Source organism: Photobacterium indicum (assembly GCF_003026215.1).
In the GTDB taxonomy this organism is placed as follows: Bacteria; Pseudomonadota; Gammaproteobacteria; order Enterobacterales; family Vibrionaceae; genus Photobacterium; species Photobacterium indicum.
Window position 1 is genome coordinate 120,830 of sequence record NZ_PYOC01000001.1, and the last position, 18,615, is coordinate 139,444.

Annotated in this window: 18 protein-coding genes; 10 read left to right on the forward strand and 8 right to left on the reverse strand. The window is 40.8% G+C overall.

All coding sequences use genetic code 11. From position 1 onward, the window contains the following. Positions 1-7: 7 nt before the first annotated feature. From C9J47_RS00530 to C9J47_RS00555, 6 genes are all read left to right on the forward strand, one after another. Complete coding sequence (locus C9J47_RS00530; RefSeq protein WP_107251761.1) at positions 8-889, forward strand: AEC family transporter; 882 nt, start codon at positions 8-10, stop codon at positions 887-889. 157 nt (positions 890-1,046) lie between these two features. After that, positions 1,047-1,340: an RNA recognition motif domain-containing protein gene (locus tag C9J47_RS00535; RefSeq protein ID WP_107251762.1), complete on the forward strand. Its 294-nt coding sequence runs from the start codon at positions 1,047-1,049 to the stop codon at positions 1,338-1,340. A 276-nt stretch (positions 1,341-1,616) separates the two neighbouring features. Then, positions 1,617-2,147: a YbhB/YbcL family Raf kinase inhibitor-like protein gene (locus C9J47_RS00540; RefSeq protein WP_107251763.1), complete on the forward strand. Its 531-nt coding sequence runs from the start codon at positions 1,617-1,619 to the stop codon at positions 2,145-2,147. A 21-nt stretch (positions 2,148-2,168) separates the two neighbouring features. Further along, the gene (locus tag C9J47_RS00545) at positions 2,169-2,990 is read left to right on the forward strand and encodes a helix-turn-helix transcriptional regulator (RefSeq protein ID WP_107251764.1); all 822 of its coding nucleotides are present in this window, start codon (positions 2,169-2,171) and stop codon (positions 2,988-2,990) included. Positions 2,991-3,288: 298 nt separating this feature from the next. Then, on the forward strand, positions 3,289-4,230 hold the full coding sequence (locus C9J47_RS00550) for a lipase family alpha/beta hydrolase (protein WP_107251765.1): 942 nt from the start codon (positions 3,289-3,291) through the stop codon (positions 4,228-4,230). Between the two features lie 2 nt (positions 4,231-4,232). Further along, the gene (locus C9J47_RS00555) at positions 4,233-5,162 is read left to right on the forward strand and encodes a lipase secretion chaperone (protein WP_107251766.1); all 930 of its coding nucleotides are present in this window, start codon (positions 4,233-4,235) and stop codon (positions 5,160-5,162) included. A 20-nt stretch (positions 5,163-5,182) separates the two neighbouring features. Here C9J47_RS00555 and rarD read toward each other — a convergent pair whose 3' ends face one another. The 7 genes from rarD to C9J47_RS00595 all read right to left on the reverse strand — a co-directional run bounded on the left by rarD (position 5,183) and on the right by C9J47_RS00595 (position 13,925). Beyond that, on the reverse strand, positions 5,183-6,076 hold the full coding sequence (rarD, locus tag C9J47_RS00560) for an EamA family transporter RarD (RefSeq protein WP_107251767.1): 894 nt from the start codon (positions 6,074-6,076) through the stop codon (positions 5,183-5,185). 183 nt (positions 6,077-6,259) lie between these two features. Continuing rightward, positions 6,260-8,125 carry a methyl-accepting chemotaxis protein gene (locus C9J47_RS00565; protein WP_107252680.1) on the reverse strand — a complete coding sequence of 622 codons (1,866 nt, stop codon included), beginning with the start codon at positions 8,123-8,125 and terminating at the stop codon, positions 6,260-6,262. A 537-nt stretch (positions 8,126-8,662) separates the two neighbouring features. Further along, entirely contained in the window at positions 8,663-9,817 is a 1,155-nt protein-coding gene (locus tag C9J47_RS00575) for a M20 aminoacylase family protein (RefSeq protein ID WP_107251769.1), read from the reverse strand. Between the two features lie 55 nt (positions 9,818-9,872). Beyond that, positions 9,873-10,844, reverse strand: coding sequence for a DMT family transporter (locus C9J47_RS00580; protein ID WP_107251770.1), 972 nt, complete (start codon positions 10,842-10,844; stop codon positions 9,873-9,875). Positions 10,845-10,923: 79 nt separating this feature from the next. Beyond that, positions 10,924-11,883, reverse strand: coding sequence for a DMT family transporter (locus C9J47_RS00585; RefSeq protein ID WP_107251771.1), 960 nt, complete (start codon positions 11,881-11,883; stop codon positions 10,924-10,926). Between the two features lie 24 nt (positions 11,884-11,907). Further along, positions 11,908-12,678, reverse strand: a complete 771-nt coding sequence (locus tag C9J47_RS00590) for a maleate cis-trans isomerase family protein (protein ID WP_107251772.1) — start codon at positions 12,676-12,678, stop codon at positions 11,908-11,910. Between the two features lie 80 nt (positions 12,679-12,758). Beyond that, entirely contained in the window at positions 12,759-13,925 is a 1,167-nt protein-coding gene (locus tag C9J47_RS00595; protein ID WP_107251773.1) for a M24 family metallopeptidase, read from the reverse strand. 351 nt (positions 13,926-14,276) lie between these two features. On the opposite strand from C9J47_RS00595, the gene C9J47_RS00600 reads away from it, so the two are divergent. Genes C9J47_RS00600 through dpaL form a run of 3 tightly spaced genes read left to right on the forward strand, consistent with a single transcriptional unit; the run spans position 14,277 to position 16,608 of the window. Beyond that, complete coding sequence (locus C9J47_RS00600) at positions 14,277-14,954, forward strand: helix-turn-helix transcriptional regulator (protein ID WP_107251774.1); 678 nt, start codon at positions 14,277-14,279, stop codon at positions 14,952-14,954. Positions 14,955-14,982: 28 nt separating this feature from the next. Continuing rightward, a complete protein-coding gene (locus tag C9J47_RS00605) occupies positions 14,983-15,366 on the forward strand; it encodes a RidA family protein (RefSeq protein WP_107251775.1) in 384 nt (127 codons plus the stop codon). Positions 15,367-15,426: 60 nt separating this feature from the next. Further along, a complete protein-coding gene (gene dpaL / locus C9J47_RS00610; protein ID WP_107251776.1) occupies positions 15,427-16,608 on the forward strand; it encodes a diaminopropionate ammonia-lyase in 1,182 nt (393 codons plus the stop codon). 141 nt (positions 16,609-16,749) lie between these two features. On the opposite strand, the gene C9J47_RS00615 is transcribed toward dpaL, so the two are convergent. After that, positions 16,750-17,751, reverse strand: coding sequence for a bile acid:sodium symporter family protein (locus C9J47_RS00615; RefSeq protein ID WP_107251777.1), 1,002 nt, complete (start codon positions 17,749-17,751; stop codon positions 16,750-16,752). A gap of 82 nt (positions 17,752-17,833) precedes the next feature. Between C9J47_RS00615 and C9J47_RS00620 the strand changes: the two genes are divergently transcribed. Then, entirely contained in the window at positions 17,834-18,613 is a 780-nt protein-coding gene (locus C9J47_RS00620) for an AraC family transcriptional regulator (RefSeq protein ID WP_107251778.1), read from the forward strand. Positions 18,614-18,615: the final 2 nt, after the last annotated feature.

Here is an 18,615-nt window from a genome sequence, read left to right on the forward strand (position 1 = left end):
AGTTAACGTGTTAGAAAAAGTTATTGGCATACTCTTTCCGGTGTTTGCAATTGTACTTGTGGGTTATGCCATAGCGAAGTTACTCAAACCCGATTTCAAACCGATTAACCGGATTAATATGGATGTGTTTTGTCCTGCATTGATCTTTTCATCTTTAGTGATGATGAAACCCGATACCACCCAGTTATGGCTATTGGTCGCGGCTGCATGTGCAGTATTATTGCCGGGGCTATTAATGATCCCACTTACCCGCATGAATAAATTATCTTTCAAGGCGTGGGCACCACCGCAAATGTTTCGGAACAGCGGTAACCTTGCCATTCCATTGTTTGGCTATACCTTTGGTGAATCGGCAATGGGGGCGGCGGTATTACTTTTTGTAGTTGCAACCACTCTACACATCACTCTAGGCATGGCGTTACTGAGTAATAAAGAATCACTCTCGCTCAAACAACTTTTTAAAACGCCACTCTTACTGGCGACGCTGGCAGCATTAGCTTTTAATTTATTGAATATACCGATATGGCAGCCCTTATACGAAGCCACGCATTTACTCGGTCAAGCATCGATACCTGTCATGCTGCTGTCGTTGGGAACACAAATGGTCAACCTACATAAGTCAGGTATACGGGTAGGCTTAATGACTACCCTATTTAGCTTAACCACTGGTGCCATTAGTTTTGCTGTTATTTATTTCTTTTTACCCTTACCACATCAACAACTGCAAATGATGGTGTTATTCACTATGCTACCGCCTGCGGTAATGAACTTTTTGTTTGCTGAACGCTTTAATATCGAACCTGAAAATGTGGCATCAATGGTGTTATTTGGCAATTTTTTCGCCATCATTACATTGCCTTTATTACTTTGGATCGCACTGGCAATCTAGCCCGATAGTGACACCGCGAATAATGGAATGCCGTATTTAGCAATGAGGAAATGATTACAATGCATTTCGCATGCGTCCTTTTCTTGGTTTACTCCCAAATATCTGCGACAATCCTCACGAAATAAAAATTATTAACTTATAACTACACGGCGCACCCATGAAACTATTAATTCGCAACCTTGATCGCATCACAACTGAAGCTGAACTTCAGGCAATGTTTGAGACTCACGGTAAAGTGCAATCTTGCTCATTGGTCATGGATAAAGAGACTGGCGCTTCAAAGGGTTTTGCATTTGTTGAAATGCCAAAAATTGGCGAAGCAAAAGCTGCAATGCAAGCGCTTAACGGTCTAAAAGTTGCTGGTAATAAAATTCGCGTTAAAAAAACTGACGTGGCTCCAGGTGCAAGCAACAGCACAGAAGACAGCGCAAGCGACGATACTAACGAATAATCAGTTCGATTCATGTTCTGATATTTGATAAAAGGGGGGTATATATTGCCCCCATTTTTATGCCTAATTTTCTTCTCACCTTATATTTCGATAACAATTACATTGCCGCTCTTCCTTTCTCAAGCCCTATACTCTATTTTCTACCCTAGAAATAAAAACCACAAAAAGACTCACTTTTATGTGTTTTCAAAGTTAACATGACACTTAGTGTTAATTTTATTCATAAGTAAAGCACTAAGATGATTCCACTATCTAGCTGAACTAAGGAATCATCTAATGAAATATATTTACTTATTATCTGTGTTGACGACTGCCGTTTCATTCAATAGCCAGGCACTTGAAATAACAAGTCAGGATATTCATGAAGGGCAGCTAATGGCAAAAACATTTGAATACTCAGGCATGGGATGTGATGGTGGAAATCAATCACCACAATTGTCTTGGTCTGATGCGCCGAAAGGAACAAAAAGCTTTGCGATTACTGCTTTTGACCCAGACGCACCGACAGGCAGCGGATGGTGGCACTGGACAGTATTAAATATTCCAGCAACAACACACAACCTGCCACAAGGTGCATCAGGTAAATTAACGCAAGGCTTAGAAACACGAACAGATTATGGTAAACCTGGCTTTGGTGGTGTGTGTCCACCTGTGGGTAATGGTATGCACCGCTACCAATTTACAGTGTGGGCATTACCACAAGAGAAAATCGATTTGCCTGCAGATATTTCACCTGCCGTTGTAGGGTTTACACTCAATAGTATGGCAATAGATAAAGCAATATTAACCGCAACGTATGTTCGTTAATTAAATCACTTGGGGTGTCAGTTGAAAGCACTAATTTGGGTCAATACCTACCATGCAACAAAACCACAACCATTACGGAATGTGCCAATCTACACCCCAAGTATTATTGCTGTTCAGTCTGGTCGAAAAGTGCTGAAATGGCATGATGATGCGTTAACATTCAATAAAACAAACTGGCTAGTTATCCCTGCTAGCCAACAACTCACGTTTATTAACGAGCCACATCAAGCACACTTTAATTCCACTCAGATCTCGTTTTTGAGTCCCCCTTCTGAAACAATAATGAGCGCGCTCGATAATCATAACGATAAGAAGATCCATTCCCCACCACATATCGGAAAGCCCTTAATTGCTACAGATGCAGCCCTCGATTTTGTCTTCTCGCAATTAGTTGCCATCGTGAAACAGAAGCTAAGTATTGAGGTGCAACGGCACTATTTAAATGCCTTCTATCAACAGCTGTTGGAGATAGGCGTATTGCATTTACTTTTTCCTGCATCTACTTTGTCGATGCGCGAAAAAGTCAGCCGATATTTATCCGCTAACCCTGCGGATCACCACTCTATCGAAGCAACCTGCAGGCACTTTTCGACCAGCAAAGCGACGTTAACTCGCCACTTGGCCAAGGAAGATACGCTATTTCGCGATGTGTTGGCTGAAGTGCGCATGTTGCACGGGCTCAGCTTGATGCAGCAATTTTCGTATACACAGCTTGAGCTTGCACTGCGTTGCGGCTATCAATCTGAAGCACGCTTCAGCCAACGCTTTCAGCAACAATTTGGAATTACCCCGAAGCAATATATGAAAACAGTTATGAAGACCGCCACGAAAAATACAGCATAAGATATCGCCTACCTTAACGTGAAAAATCGCTATTCATAAACCGAAATTTAAGCCGAATTAATATTGAGGATTAAACACTTTCACGGCGCTAATAATGGTGAATAGTAATGACCTACCAGACATAAAAATATAAATAAAACCACCTAAAGCAATGAATAGACGCAATTAACAAGCATCATATTCACCAAGCAAATGATTTATTTTCAATACAAGATCACAGTTTATAAATTATTCCCGGAAAGAGTATTTTCATTAACTACCATCAATTACTCATCGGAGGTCAGATAAGGAAAGATAAATGAAACAATTAATTGTACTACTCACTCTTTGCTTAGCAGCAGTCACATGCCAAGCATCAACCAGTGCGGACAATGCTACACAAAAAGGCTACACAGAAACCCAATACCCCATCGTTTTAGTGCACGGGTTATTTGGTTTTGATTCACTTGCAGGGTTTGATTACTTTTACGGTATCCCTCAAGAACTCAGTAAAAGTGGTGCTAAAGTTTATGTTGCCCAAATATCAGCTACTAATAGTTCAGAGCTACGTGGCGAACAACTGCTTTTACAAGTTGAAGAAGTACTTGCTGTAACTGGCGCTGAAAAAGTAAATCTTATTGGGCATAGCCATGGCGGACCAACAGCACGTTATGTCGCATCCGTCGCCCCTCAATATGTCGCTTCAGTAACCAGTATTGGCGGTGTCAACAAAGGTTCAACTGTTGCCGATATCATGCGAGGAACCATTCCTGAAGGCTCATTACCAGAAGGGATTGCGGTTAAATTGGCTGGAGGGTTAACTACACTCATTGGGCTACTTTCTGGTGGCAGTGATCTACCCCAAGATCCACTGGCATCACTTGAAGCCTTAACTACTGCAGGTTCTTTGGCGTTTAATCAGAAATACCCTGAAGGAATCCCAACATCAGACTGTGGCGACGGTGATTGGGTTGCCGATAACGGGGTGTATTATTACTCATGGACGGGCACTTCAAACTACACCAACGTACTCGACCCTATTGATCCTGCGATGTTGATTTTAGGCTTCGCATTCGATGAACCGAATGATGGACTAGTGGGTCAGTGTAGCTCACACCTTGGGAAGGTTATTCGCGATGATTATAAAATGAATCACCTCGATGAAATTAACGGTTTACTAGGTATTCATCATTTATTTGAAACGGATCCTAAAACCCTTTATCGCCAGCATGCTAACCGCCTACAGCTACAAGGATTGTAATCATGAAAAAGACCGCACTTAAAATATCTATCGAGCTTGGTGCCTGTATTGCTGGTATCTGTATTTTTGCTGCGGTCATACTCAACTTGCACCTGTTTAATACTGATAAGGCAGTACCTTTGTTAACAACATCGATGCCAGCACCGTCAGCAATCAAAGCCACTTCGCAAAACGATACCAATATTGATGTTGATTCTAATCGAGATACCTTCGAATATTTTCTCTCTGGTTTAGGTGAAAAAGACATTGATACTCTAAAAAAGAATTTTGCCGAATTTAATGAACAACAAAACCCCACAGTTAAAATCGATGAAGCTCTGTTTCAACAATATATCGACTATAAAGCAGCATTATTTGCCTTAGAACGTACGACGAGTAACGGTGCAACCTCAGTAAATTCTCAGCTTTTCGCAATACATCAGCAGTTATTAGAAATACAGCGACAATTCTTTACCCCCGAGCAGCAACAGGCATTATTTGGGGAAGAAAACCAATTACGCGAACTCGCTTTAAAGCAACAAGAGCTCAAACACCAAGCGCAATCGCCTGCTGACTACCAACAACTTTGGCAAGATGAATTAAACCAGTTCCCCCCCAACTTACAAGAAAGCTATCGCAACGCTAGCCTGCTCAACCGATTAAAATTAACCAAAGATATGGATGCACAAAGCCAGTTCTTAATACGGGAAGAGCTCGTGGGCAGTGAAGCAGCCATGCGGCTCACAAATTTAGATCAGCAGCGAGAAAGCTTCAAGCAACAAGTTGATAAATACTTAATAGAACGAGAACAGATATTACTCAATACAAACAGTAACCAAGATGAGAAATTACTAGCCATACAAACACTGCGTGAACTCACATTTGAATCCGACCAATACCGCCGGATTCAAGCATTAGAAAATATTCATGATCAACAAGCCACGGTATATTAAATAAGTCGATAAAGCATAATCTAAGCGCGGTGAAATACGCGTTTAGATAGTATCAATGCCTCTAAAGTACATAACAATAAGCCAAGCCAGATAAAGCTGAAACTCACCAGCTTCACCTGATCCAAGACTTCATGAAACACAAAAATTGCGAGTAAAAACTGTAAACTAGGCTCGATATATTGGGTTAAACCAATCATAGTCAGTGTTGTTTTCTTAACAGCAACGGCAAATAATACCAGAGGTATCAAAGTAATTGGTGCTGCACCTGCATATAAAACAGCCGTCGAGAAGTCACTAGAAAATACAGTCGACGTCTGGCTTAAAAAGCTCAATAGCATATAACCCAATGCGAATGGCATTAACAACGTTACCTCAATCGACATTGATGTTAACGAATCAAATTGGATAAACTTTTTTGTTAGGCCATATAACGCAAATGAACAGCCCATAACCAATGAAACCCATGGTAGCTCACCATATGCATACACTTGATATCCTATACCGAAGGCTGCCAGAATAACTGCTATTTGTTGAGCCCAAGATAGCTTATCTTTAAAAAAAACTATACCTAGTGCAACAGAGAATAGTGGATTAATAAAATATCCTAAACTTGCTGCTAATACCTGATCATGAGTTATTGCCCATGTAAAAGTATAAAGCGATACACAATTAAATAACCCTGCGAGAAAGCAAAGGCATAATGCTTTTTTATACTTCATCGCCATCGAAATAGTTAAGTTGGATATTTTAAAGCATTTCAAGATTAGCAACATTAATGGTACCGAGAAGATAATTCTCATCGCAAGTAACTCATTAGTATCAGCCAGAGGAAGAAACTGGAAATATAGAGGCAATAATCCCCAGAGCACAAATGCAACAATTGCAATGAAGTTCCCATGAATACGAGAAAACATACTATTCATCCTGAACAATCTAATTAATGTTGCACTACCTTTTCAACCAAAATATTCCGTTAGGTATAAAAAAGTACAACTAATCATAATAAAAGAGGGAATTGACTTAACACAGATAGCTATCTTTGAAAAAGAATAACGATGATTAAGGCAGCCAACATGTAGCCGCCTTAATACTGATAATTAGACAATAAACTTATTCAATAACGCCTCTTGTTGCTGAACTTTCGAAACTTGACCGCTCATTTGTAATGATGACTCATCGGCACGGTCTGAAACTTGCTGAGAGAGATCTTTTATTTTGATCGTATTATTATTGATTTCTTCCGCGACCAAACTCTGCTCTTCTGCTGCAGAGGCTATTTGAAGGTTCATATCGGAAATTTGAAGGATTGCCCCTCTAATTTGATTAAGCGCTCCTCCAGCTTCAATTGCCTTTGCGACAGCTTCGTCAGTTAGCATCTTACTCTTCGCCATCACGCTGGTTGCAGAACGTGCGCCTGACTGAAGCTGGGCTATCATGCTGTGAATCTCAGTCGTCGATTGCTGGGTTCGCTGCGCCAATGTACGGACTTCATCAGCAACGACTGCAAACCCTCTACCCGACTCACCAGCTCGAGCTGCCTCAATAGCAGCATTCAGAGCCAACAAATTGGTTTGATCCGCAATCGCATTGATCACAGAGAGAATTGACTCAATATTACCCGTCGAACTTTCCAAGTCTTGAACGACAATTACCGTTTCATCGATCTGGTTGGCCAGAATATGAATCGCGTCAGTTGTATGAGAGACAATACTAACGCCATCTTGCGCGGCAATATCTGCTTCTTGCGCCGCAGCTGCTGCCCCTTGCGCGTTACCAGCAACATCAGCAGATGTTGACGCCATTTCATTCATTGCTGTTGCAAGCTGTTCAACTTCAGCCAACTGGTGAGTGATATCTGTTGCCGTTAGCTTAGAGCCTCGTGTCGTCACTTCAGCGTCGGCACCAATCTCTACCCCTAACAACTTGGTTTCTTTGATAAGCGACTGTAACTTCTCTACAAATGCATTAAAATTCGAGGCCAGCTCAGAGAATTCAATATCAGTGTTAGTCTCTAACCGTCGAGTCAAATCACCTTGACCAGAGGCTACATCTTTCATCGCCTCATTTAATACACCTAACGGACGCATTAGGTATCTTAGTACTAGCACCAGCGCAAGCACTGAAATCAACACAAAAGTAATTGTCATTATCATCGATGACGAACGAAGCTGAACAATCGAAGAATAGGCTTTTTCATAATCTAGAATTACCCCTACATACCAATCTTGGCTATCGATCGGAGTAAATCCAATATAGGTTGGCTTACCTTTGTAATCTATTAACTTGAAACTCTGATTAAGATCTTGTGATCCAATAAACTCGGTTATTTTTTTACCGCTAAATGAAGGATCAGGATGAGAAACAATCGTGCCATCCTTATTCACCATGAATATATATCCGGCATCAAACAATGAAATTTGATTAATGGTATCTGAAAGCATGTCTAATTTGAGATCATAGAAAAGAGCCGCATTAAATTTACCATCATCATAAACTGGCGTAGCAATTGACACTAATACACTGCCTGTATCTCCAAGATAAGGTGCTGTAATAATTGTTTTTCCTTCACTTTTTGCGCGTAGATACCATGGCCGCTTTCTCGGATCATAGGCACTTCCCGGTTGCCAATTTGGATCGTTGCTCTGAATTCGGCCATCAGCCTCAAACCCCATACCAATCAACGAGTACGCATTTTTAGCAACAGGTTTATTTATCACACTGGAAATATGAACCGTAGAAAGATCATCTTCAATCACTTGTGCAATATAAGTGGCCAATTGCGATTTCGATTCAATTTCACTATCGACAGTGGCTTTGACCCCATTCACAATTTCAGAAATACTCTGATGGATTAATGGCTCAACTTGTGATTTAACTTGACGATACTGCTGTATTGATAATACAGACAAAGCAATAAAAACAATGACTGATGATATTAATACCACCTTATATTGAAATTTCATCTTCATAATTTTGACACTTTATTTTTAATCATTCAATTCAAAAGGTAATATGTTAATTTAAATAGACAATATTATTACTTCGTAAATCAGACCAGATTAATACTTTCCGATAATACTGTTTAAATAACACCAAAGATAGACTAAATAACATGAATACTACGGTAATAATGTTGCTGCTTTCTTTTACATCTGATGATGAAACACTAAGTAAAAGACCGATTCCTATACCTAGAGAACACAGTAGTTGCAACATTGGATAAGAGAGGTAAAAAAAAGACTTTAAGCTGAATAAAATAGAAAACAATCCTTTTTTTAGCACATTCATAACAGACTCCTTTTTCTTAAGGCTATAAGTATCGATAAGCTATCGGCATTAGCTTGCTATATTTTTACTATTAGTCGTTAGGGATAAATATAAATCAATGCAAGTTATATCCACAGATGGGAATACTCTAAACACAATAAAGGCTAACAGAAGCCTGAACATTACAAGCCTCTGTTATCAGAATACGGAGCAATTATTATATAGTGTGTGTTCTAGCCTTTATTAAGCTGACCTTCTACAAGCGCCTGCCAATAATTCACACCTTTCATTAAAATATTGTCATTAAAATCATACAGTGGATTATGCAGTGCCGTACCACCACATTCCCCCTGCCCATTACCAACCAAAATATAACAACCTTTCACTTCACGAAGCATGAAAGAGAAGTCTTCACTGATAGTGAAGGGTTCACAACTACCATTCACGTTTTCAGCACCGACTACCTTCTCTGCGGCTTTAATAGCGTGTGCTGTCTCTTCTGGGGTATTAATGGTAGAAAGGAAGCTATTATTGAAATGGTACTTATAATCCACACCTGCCGACATACATTGACCAGCAACAATACGCTCAATCGCTTTTTCAATCTTGCCTAATGCTTCATCAGTAAAACTACGAGTATCACCCGTAATCTTCACCTGAGATGGAATAACGTTCACAGTGCCGTTAGTGGCAAACTCAGTCACTGAAAGAACTGCAGTTTCATTAATCGCGCTCAGATTACGCGATACAATCGTCTGCATTGCGGTAACAATCTGCGCACCGACAACTATCGGATCGGTACCCATATGTGGCATAGCCGCATGACCACCCGTTGCAATAACATCAATTTCAAAGCTGCTTTCGCTGGCCATTAACGAACTAGGTCGCGTTAAAAATTGCCCTTCTGGAATACCAGGCAAGTTATGCATGGCATAAATTGCATCCATATTCCAACGCGTGAATAGGCCATCCTTGATCATTGCTTTTGCACCAGTACCACGCTCTTCATCCGGCTGAAAAATAAAGTAGACTGTGCCATCAAAGTTTCTATTTTTTGATAACTCGTGTGCGGCCCCAAGAAGCATCGCGGTATGACCGTCATGGCCGCAGGCATGCATTGCGCCATCATGAATAGATGCATGAGAGAATGTATTAGCCTCGCAAATGCGCAATGCATCCATATCAGCGCGTAGACCAATAGAGCGATTGCTATTGCCACACCTTAGAATCCCTACAACACCAGTACCACCAATACCGCGATGAACGTCAAGCCCAAACTCTTCTAGTTTGTTGGCAACAAATTCTGATGTTTTATACTCTTCAGTACCAAATTCAGGATGCTTATGTAAGTGACGACGCCAGTCGATAACTTTCTGTTCAATGGTCATTTATATTCTCCAACAAAATCTGCGCAGTGGTACATTACCACTGCGCATCTATCAATTAAGCTTCTTGAGGTTTTAAGGCTTTTTCGTCAGTTTCTTTTGTTTCAAACTTAGTAAATACGTACAGTGCAACAACAATCAGTGAGACAACAATTGTTTTACCCAATGCCATTTCCTCGCCGAGTGTCATAACAGCAACTAAATACCCAACTAACGGCATTAGGTTTAGTGCCATTGTGGCTTTCTCTACACCAATGCGTTTGAATGAGTAGAGCTGGATAAGGTAACTACCACCAGAAATACCCGTACCAAGGAAAATAAGTAAACCAATTAGTAATGGACTAGATAAAATAATATTAATTTGTGATAAATCTAAATCCATCGCAAAGACGACAATAATACCCAGCGCTGCAACTGATATATATTGGTATAACATTGACACAACAGAACCATATTTATCCGCAAGGCTTGCACGTAAGTGAGCCGTCCATGCAAGTGCTAACATTGAGCAAGTCACATAGACATAGCCAAGTAGTGGTGTACCACCTTCGATGTTATTAGTTGGTCCAACGCTCATTGCATAGATACAAACAGCTGACGCAATAAATGCTCCCCACTGAACCTTGTTCATTCTAAAATTCATGAACATCATGCCAAAAAAGACTGTGGCAAATGGCTGCATACCTTGAATCACACCATTCTCCGTTGCACCAATATGGGATAAAGAGAGGAAATTAAAGAGTGAAAATACCCCTTGGCCAACAATTCCACATAATGCAATTTTTAGGTAATCTTTCTTTTCGATTTTTAGAGACTTACCAAGGTCTTTACTGAGACTTTCGCTGCGAGACGTAAAGCTATAAATAATCGTTAAACCAATTACAGCGGTTACGTAACGAAAGAAAACAAGGGTCATAGGATCAACAGCCATAGACAGCGGCTTCGAAACAACACCCGTCACTCCCCAAATAATGGCAACAGCAATGGCTGCAGTCCATCCTAAGAACGTTTCTTTTTTAGTTATATTCATAATTCTTGCCAGTCGGGTACGTTATTCAACTCAAAATGAAGAGGCAGCCCTAAATAAGCTGCCTTGAACTGTATTGTAATTATTCAGTTACAGCTTCTAACTTCGGTTCTTTCTTAGTTTCTTTTTGAGCAAACTTCATAAATAACATCATAGAAACGACAACCACAGCCATAGCAAGTAAACGCATTGGTGTGACAGCTTCGCCAAGTGCGAAGACAGCTAAAATGAACGATGATAGTGGCATTAGGTTTAGTGCCATACCTGTACCATCAACACCCACTTTTTCCATTGCATAAATATATACAAGGTAACTGGTTCCAGAAATACCAACACCCAGAATAACGATACATAGAATACGAAGTGGTGAGCTGAAGATACCCAACGCTGACGAGAAGTCTGCGCCAGAAAACATTAGGTAAACGCCAAAACCAATTGATGCAAAAATAAACTGATGGAACATTGTCGCTACGGAGCCATATTTCTCAGCTAATTTTGCTCGAGCGTATGCTGTGCAAGAAAAACTTGCAGCACTACCTAGACAGATCAGGTGACCAATGTTGAAGCCATTAGTTTCAGAGCTTGGATCCATAACCAAGATTGCGACACCAATAAACGCACCAACAGCAGCAAGCATTTGTAATACTGTAAATCGGGCGTTATGACGGAAAAATCCAACCGTTAGGATCAAAATAGGGATCAGACCTTGAATCACACCATTTTCAGAAGCGGTAATGTAGTCTAATGACAAGAATGACAGATAACTAAACGCCCCCTGACCGATGATGCCACAGGCTGCGGTCCAAAACACATCACTGCGATTATCCCAATTAAACTTAAAATCCTTCTTTTTCTTCATCTTTCCAGATGCTAAACCAACATTAAACACGATACCCAAAGTAAGAAATGCCACGGTATATCGAGCCCATACCAAAACTTGTGCATCCATCACTTCAAGAATAGGTGTACCTACAATCCACGGAATACCCCAAAGTAAGCCAATGAATATCGCCGCAGCCCAACCTTTAACTGTATTGCTCATGATCTAATCCTTTTCTGTCATCAATTATTGATTCAATAAACGTCCGTAACCTGGACACTGTGCAGCTTTTCCGGTGAGATGCATCGCATGCCAGAACATGGCTGAATTACTGCAAACAACAGGAATATCGAACTTCGCTTCAATTTCCTGAATATGATCAAGTACACGTAAGTTGGTACAAGACATGAAAACTAAATCAGCACCAGATTCCGGTAAAATTTTATCTAGAGCCAGAAGCATCGATTCTTTCGAAACGGTTGTAATATCGGTATCTTTTTCGATACCCAACGAACCAAGCACTACCACCTCAAAACCAGCATTGGTCAACTGTTGATGTAAAGGGAAATTCACTTCTGTCGGATAAGGTGAGAAAACCGCAATTTTCTTTGCACTCAAATGTTTGAATGCAGCTTGAGCAGCAGTCCAAGGGTTAGTCGCAGGAATATCCCCACGGTTTTTAGTCAGCAAATTCGCGATTTTTTCTTCGCCAATGATGATAGAAGCAGAAGTACAACCAAATGCCATCACATCCATCGGTAAGCCTGTAGCAATTAAATCAGAAGCTTCGCTAATACCTGTTGCAATTTTATCCAAAGCTTCAGGTGTCATTTCACTGCTGTAATAAACACGAGAACTGAATACACCAGCCTGAGTACCGAGTAATTTTGCCCAGTCCATTTCTAGTGAATGATCAGTACTTAGCTGAACTAATCCAATGTGGGTACGGTTAATACGTGGAGCTTGTATATGGGCAAGGGGGATTTCAATTTTTTTGAACTCTTCAATTGTTTGCATAATTATTATCTTTCTTATAGTTATTTGTTGCCATGTCGAATTTCCTCAACATGGCACAGGGTATTGGGCAAAAGTTTTTGTTACTTAATTACGATTAACTCTGGCTCAGCACGCTCACTTAGCCATTCCGCTCCGTTCTCAGTGATCACGATATTCTCTTCGTGAACCATGGATTTACCTGGTGCATACACCATGCCCGGCTCTAGAGTCATCACCATACCTGGCTTCAATACTGTGTTATCGGTAGCCGTATTTGATGGGCGCTCTGTTAACTCCATACCTAGACCATGACCTAGTCGACCAACGTCATTGCCAAGTGCGCCGTTCGCCTCTAATACTCCCCACATCGCGTTATAGATGTCGGTAGTTGTGGCACCTGGACGTGCAGCTTCAAAGCCTTTCGTGGTGGCCTCATAAGTCGCACGGTATGCAGCTTTAGTTTGCTCACTTGCATGACCAAATGCCCAGTTACGGTCAAAATCAGAGAAATATCCGTCACGTACTGCACCGGTATCAATGATCAGCACATCACCCTCTTCAATAATGCGATCTGTCGGTCCCATAATGATGCTGTCGTAACCATCAGGGCCAGAACCCGCAATGATATACGGACATTCATCAGCACCGTCTAACAGCATGTCGATACGGAACTGCTTACAAATTTCACGTTCTGTCATACCTGAACGGGCGTAGTCAGGAACCTTGTTAAAACCAAGATTAGTAATTCGACAAATTTCACGCGTCTTCTCAATTTCTGCTTGAGATTTAATTTGACGTAACTCATGCATTACCAGTGATACATCAACAAACTCTTTTTTAACCATGGTGGTTAACTTCAAGTAATTGTTAACAGGCATACGTAAGTGGGATTCAATACCCAATGTTGCACCCACTCGACCATGGCGACACGACAGTGAATTCAATGCGCTCGCCACTAAGCTGATGCCATCATCTTCAGGACGAGGCGATGGCCAAGTAATGATGTTTTCAATCCACGTTCCCGCCATACCACTTGCACCGATTTCAGGGATAACTGCGATTGGCTTACCTTCTGCTGGCACAATAACAAACCATGGACGAGTCGGGCTGTGCCAGAACTGAGTATGAAAACCAGTGAAATAACGCACATTAGGTTCAGTAGTGAAAATCATCGCGTCCAAATTCATTTCGTGCATCACTTTCTGTGCACGTGCTGTTCTATGTTCAAATTCAGACTGTTCAAAACCACGTTGTAAATAGTTAGTCATTGCGACCTCTCCTTTATTGTAATGGTCGTATAGCAACTAGTTGCAGTGCACAAAAGTGAACGATTAACCGCTACACAGTTCAATATTGTTTACGTTAGGGTGCTGCATGTTACTGACTATTCAGTTAAATAATGTGACCCACGTCGCGCAGTTAACTTTAGTGACCTTAAGTGTGCCTCATTTGAATAAATTTGTGATTAAAGTCAATTTTAGTTATATTTAGTGAACTTTAGAGTTGTCTAACATCGCAATTTATAGTTTTATAGTTACACAAATTTGATTTTGAACTTGTCTTTTGGGTTTATGACGACCACAATAGTTAACAGAATTAGTTAACAATAGTGGTCCATAATGAAACCAGTGGCATATGCGGCGTTTAATGCAGAGTTTACCGATAAAGACCGAGAATTCCTGGTAACTTATTTTCGGCTTGCCGACACGATTGCTGACTTCATTGGTCCTCATTGTGAAGTGGTAATCCACTCATTCGAAAGTCTTGAGAAGTCAGTCGTCAAGATCGTTAATGGGCACCATACTGGTCGTAAAGTTGGCTCACCGATCACGGATTTGGGATTAAAAATGCTCAGCCTGATCGAGAAAACAGGTGAAGTAACACCAAAGAGCTACTTCACCAACAGTAAAGATGGCTCTTTACTTAAATCAACAACTTGCGTGTTGGCTGGTGAAAATGGCAAACCGATAGGCTTGTTCTGTATCAACATGAACTTGTCCCATCCTTTTCCTGAAATAATTAAAACACTCATGCCTGATATGGCGCATTCACATGTCGGCGTTAGCGAAAATTTCAGTTCATCGGCAACAGATGTAATAGAACAAGCGCTTAACCATGCAGTGCTCGAAATTGACAGTGATGCATCGATAAACCAGAAGGGCCGAAACAAAGCAATTACTAAGTTATTGCTTGAAAACGGTATCTTTGAACTAAAAGAGGCAACAGCGCTGGTTTCCGAGCACCTTGGAATCACTCGTCATGCCATTTATAAATATATTCGCGAATTTAAAGCGTAATAATCGACTGAAAGATAAAGAGAAAATAATGAAAACAAAAATCCATACAGATCTTGCACCTGCAGCAATTGGCCCTTATTCACAAGGTTTAGCTTTTAAAGATATGGTATTTACATCTGGTCAGTTACCGCTAGATCCAACCACCATGGCATTTGTTGAAGGTGGTATTAAAGAGCAAGCACGTCAATCTCTTGCAAACTTAAAAGCCGTACTTGAAGAAAGTGGTGCTGGTTTAGATACAGTACTGAAAACAACATGTTTCCTTTCTGATATGGAAAACTTTGTTGCTTTCAATGAAGTGTACACAGAAGTATTCGGAACAGACGTTGCGCCAGCACGTTCATGTGTTGAAGCGGCGCGTTTACCTAAAGATGCCTTGGTAGAAGTAGAAGCAATTGCTTTTATTAAATAATTAGCCATGAGGCTGCTTATGTAACCTTATTTTCTCGACCTTTCTTTCTGAGTAAACATCATGCTTAACGTATCTAAAAACAGTTTTTATACTGGCCAAACATCGCCAACCTTTAATAAAGACATTGCTAAACAAGCTCGTGCGTTTCATGGCCAAATAGAAGGCTATAAACCTACACCTTTGGTTTCATTACCACTATTAGCTGAAAAGCTAGGTGTAAAATCAATCTTAGTGAAAGATGAATCTCACCGCTTTGGGCTAAATGCTTTTAAGGTACTTGGTGGCTCATACGCGCTAGGCCGTTTGTTAGCTGAATACCTTAATATTGATATTGCTGAAATTGATTTAAAAACAGTCTCTTCAAAATTAGACAAGCCGCTAGTTTTTACAACAGCAACCGCTGGTAATCACGGTACAGGTGTTGCTTGGGCTGCTCGAGAGATGGGTCAGAAAGCGGTTGTTTATATGCCAAAAGGGTCTTCACTAGTCAGTGCAGAGCGTATACGTGGGCTAGGTGCTGAATGCATCATCACCGATGTAAACTACGATGACACAGTACGATTGGCCAATAAAACAGCCCAAGAAAATAGCTGGATGCTAGTGCAAGATACCGCTTGGGAAGGTTACGATAAAATTCCAACGTGGATCTCACAGGGTTACATGACAATGGCAGATGAAGCCATTGATCAAGCAGCTGAAATGCCTGAAGGTCAACCAACACATGTGCTTCTTCAAGCTGGTGTAGGTGCAATGGCTGGCGGTATTCTGGGCTATTTAGCTGACAGACTAGGTGCTGATAATTTCAAAACTATCATTGCTGAACCTGCTGTAGCTGATTGTATTTTCCGTTCTGGCACCAGTGAAGATGGCAACATGGTTAATGTATCAGGCGATCTAAATTCAATCATGGCTGGTCTAGCATGTGGTGAACCAAATCCAGTTACCTGGCCAATTCTGCGTGATTGTAGTGATCTCTTTGTTTCTGTTGACGACAACGTTGCAGCAACAGGCATGCGTATTTTAGGCAACCCTTTAAAGGGTGATCAAGCTATCACCAGTGGTGAATCTGGTGCTATTACTATGGGTTTACTGTACTTGTTGGCTAACCATCCTGAAGGACAAAAAATTGCGCAGAGCATCGGGCTTGATCAAGATGCTGTTGTGATGATTTTCAGTACTGAAGGCGATACCAACGCTGATCGTTACCGTCAAATTGCTTGGGAAGGCATGTTGTCACTTTAATCATTAAAGCGCCAGTCTCTCATTTTATAAAGCAGTGCTCTCTTTAATACGATGCCAGTCAATTAAACGTTGGCTGGCATTTTTTTAAATATATCTATACGACTTTTTCCATCATCATAAATATGAATGTAGATAGCTCGATCACTCATTTTCAGTGATCAATTCTGCTTCCTTGGCATAACGATTGGCCAGTATTGCGCAATAAAATATTTGAATCTGGTGATAAAACATAATCGGTAGCAAGATCATACCCAACATTGGGTTTGCACCGAATATCACTTTCGCCATTGGCACCCCAGCTGCCAGTGTTTTCTTGGTGCCACAAAAAACAGCGGTTATCTCATCTTCACGACTAAAACCAGCACGGCGAGCAGCCCATGTAATACTGTGAACCATCAGCAATAAAACCAACGTGGCAGCGATTAACGCAACGCCCAATGTTTGCCATTCAAAATCATGCCAAATACCATCTGCAACAGAATCACTGAAGGCATTATAGACAATCAGTAAAATAACCCATTTATCAATTTTATTAATAATTGTTTTTCTTTTTTCCAGCACTTTTAATGCAATAGGTCGGCATAGCTGCCCTACAACCATAGGTAATAACAGCAACTTTGAAATAGATAATACGGTATCAAGAATATCGAGCTTAACCCCTTCCATTCCCATGAATAGTTGAATTAGGAATGGCGTTATTAACACGCCTAGCAAGCTCGATAACGATGCATTGAATATCGCGGCAGGCACGTTTCCTTTGGCAACACTGGTCATTGCGACAGATGAAGAAATTGTACTCGGTAATACAAATAAATAGCAAAAACCAAAAGCCAATGCCGAGGGCATAACAGATTGAAAAGCAGGACCGAATAACAACCATAATAAGGGGTACACAATAAACGTCGCGCTTTGCACAAAGATATGCAAACGCCAATTGCTAATACCTTGTTTGATCGCTTGTGGCGATAAGCCAACACCGTGTAAAAAGAAGATTAAAGCGATACCTAAACCTGTAATGGTATCGAGATGCAATAAACCGCCCGATTGCCCTAATGCCGGTAAGATAGCAGCCAATGCAATTGCGGCTAACATTCCCATTAAGAACCATTCTTTTTTTATGTATTGAATACAGGCAGATCCCATATTATATCCTTTCGATAGTGATGACTTTCTATAAGTAGGATACTAATATCATTATTTCTCGCTATCGATAAGTTGCTAGTAAATGTCGAATAAAAGACAACATCGCTCTATTCCCGCATTAACACAGTTACCACGCCCTGTGTATGCTCGCAGTGAAAACTGGGATCACTCAGGAACGCAAACACTGTGGCATTCGCATGCATGGGGGCAATGGTCTTACGCAATAAAAGGCGTGCTTGTTGTACATACTCACGCGGGTCGTTTTGTTGCACCACCGCAATACGCCATTTGGGTGCCAGAAGGGGTTGAGCACCAAGTTATTTCAAGCGGTGCTGCTCAAATGCGCAGTTTATATATACGAACGGGTAGTTTAATAAATTTATGTTGGCACAACGCATGTGTTTGTGAAGTCAGTTCTTTGGCGAAAGAACTCGTACTACGCTTTGGCTGTTTTGATAGTGAGTACAAACTTAATGGAAAAGAAAATCGTCTCGCAAATGTACTATTAGATACACTTGATGATTTACCCCAAGCACAAACACAATTACCGATGCCAAGTGATAAGCGTTTATTGGCTATTTTTGATTACCTACAAGTTCACACTGGTGAACAGATTAATATTGATCAGATTGGTCATAACGTGGGGTTATCTGGGCGTAGCGTCAGCCGGTTATTCAAACAAGAAACAGGTTTAACCTTTCAACAATGGCGACAACGCTTACGGCTACTTTCTGCATTAAATTTATTAGAACAAGCGATGCCCGTTACCCAAGTCGCCATGGAGTGCGGATATGAATCTTTATCTGCTTTTGTTGCTGCGTTTGGAAAACAGTTTGGCGAAACACCGGGGAAATATTTTTAGCT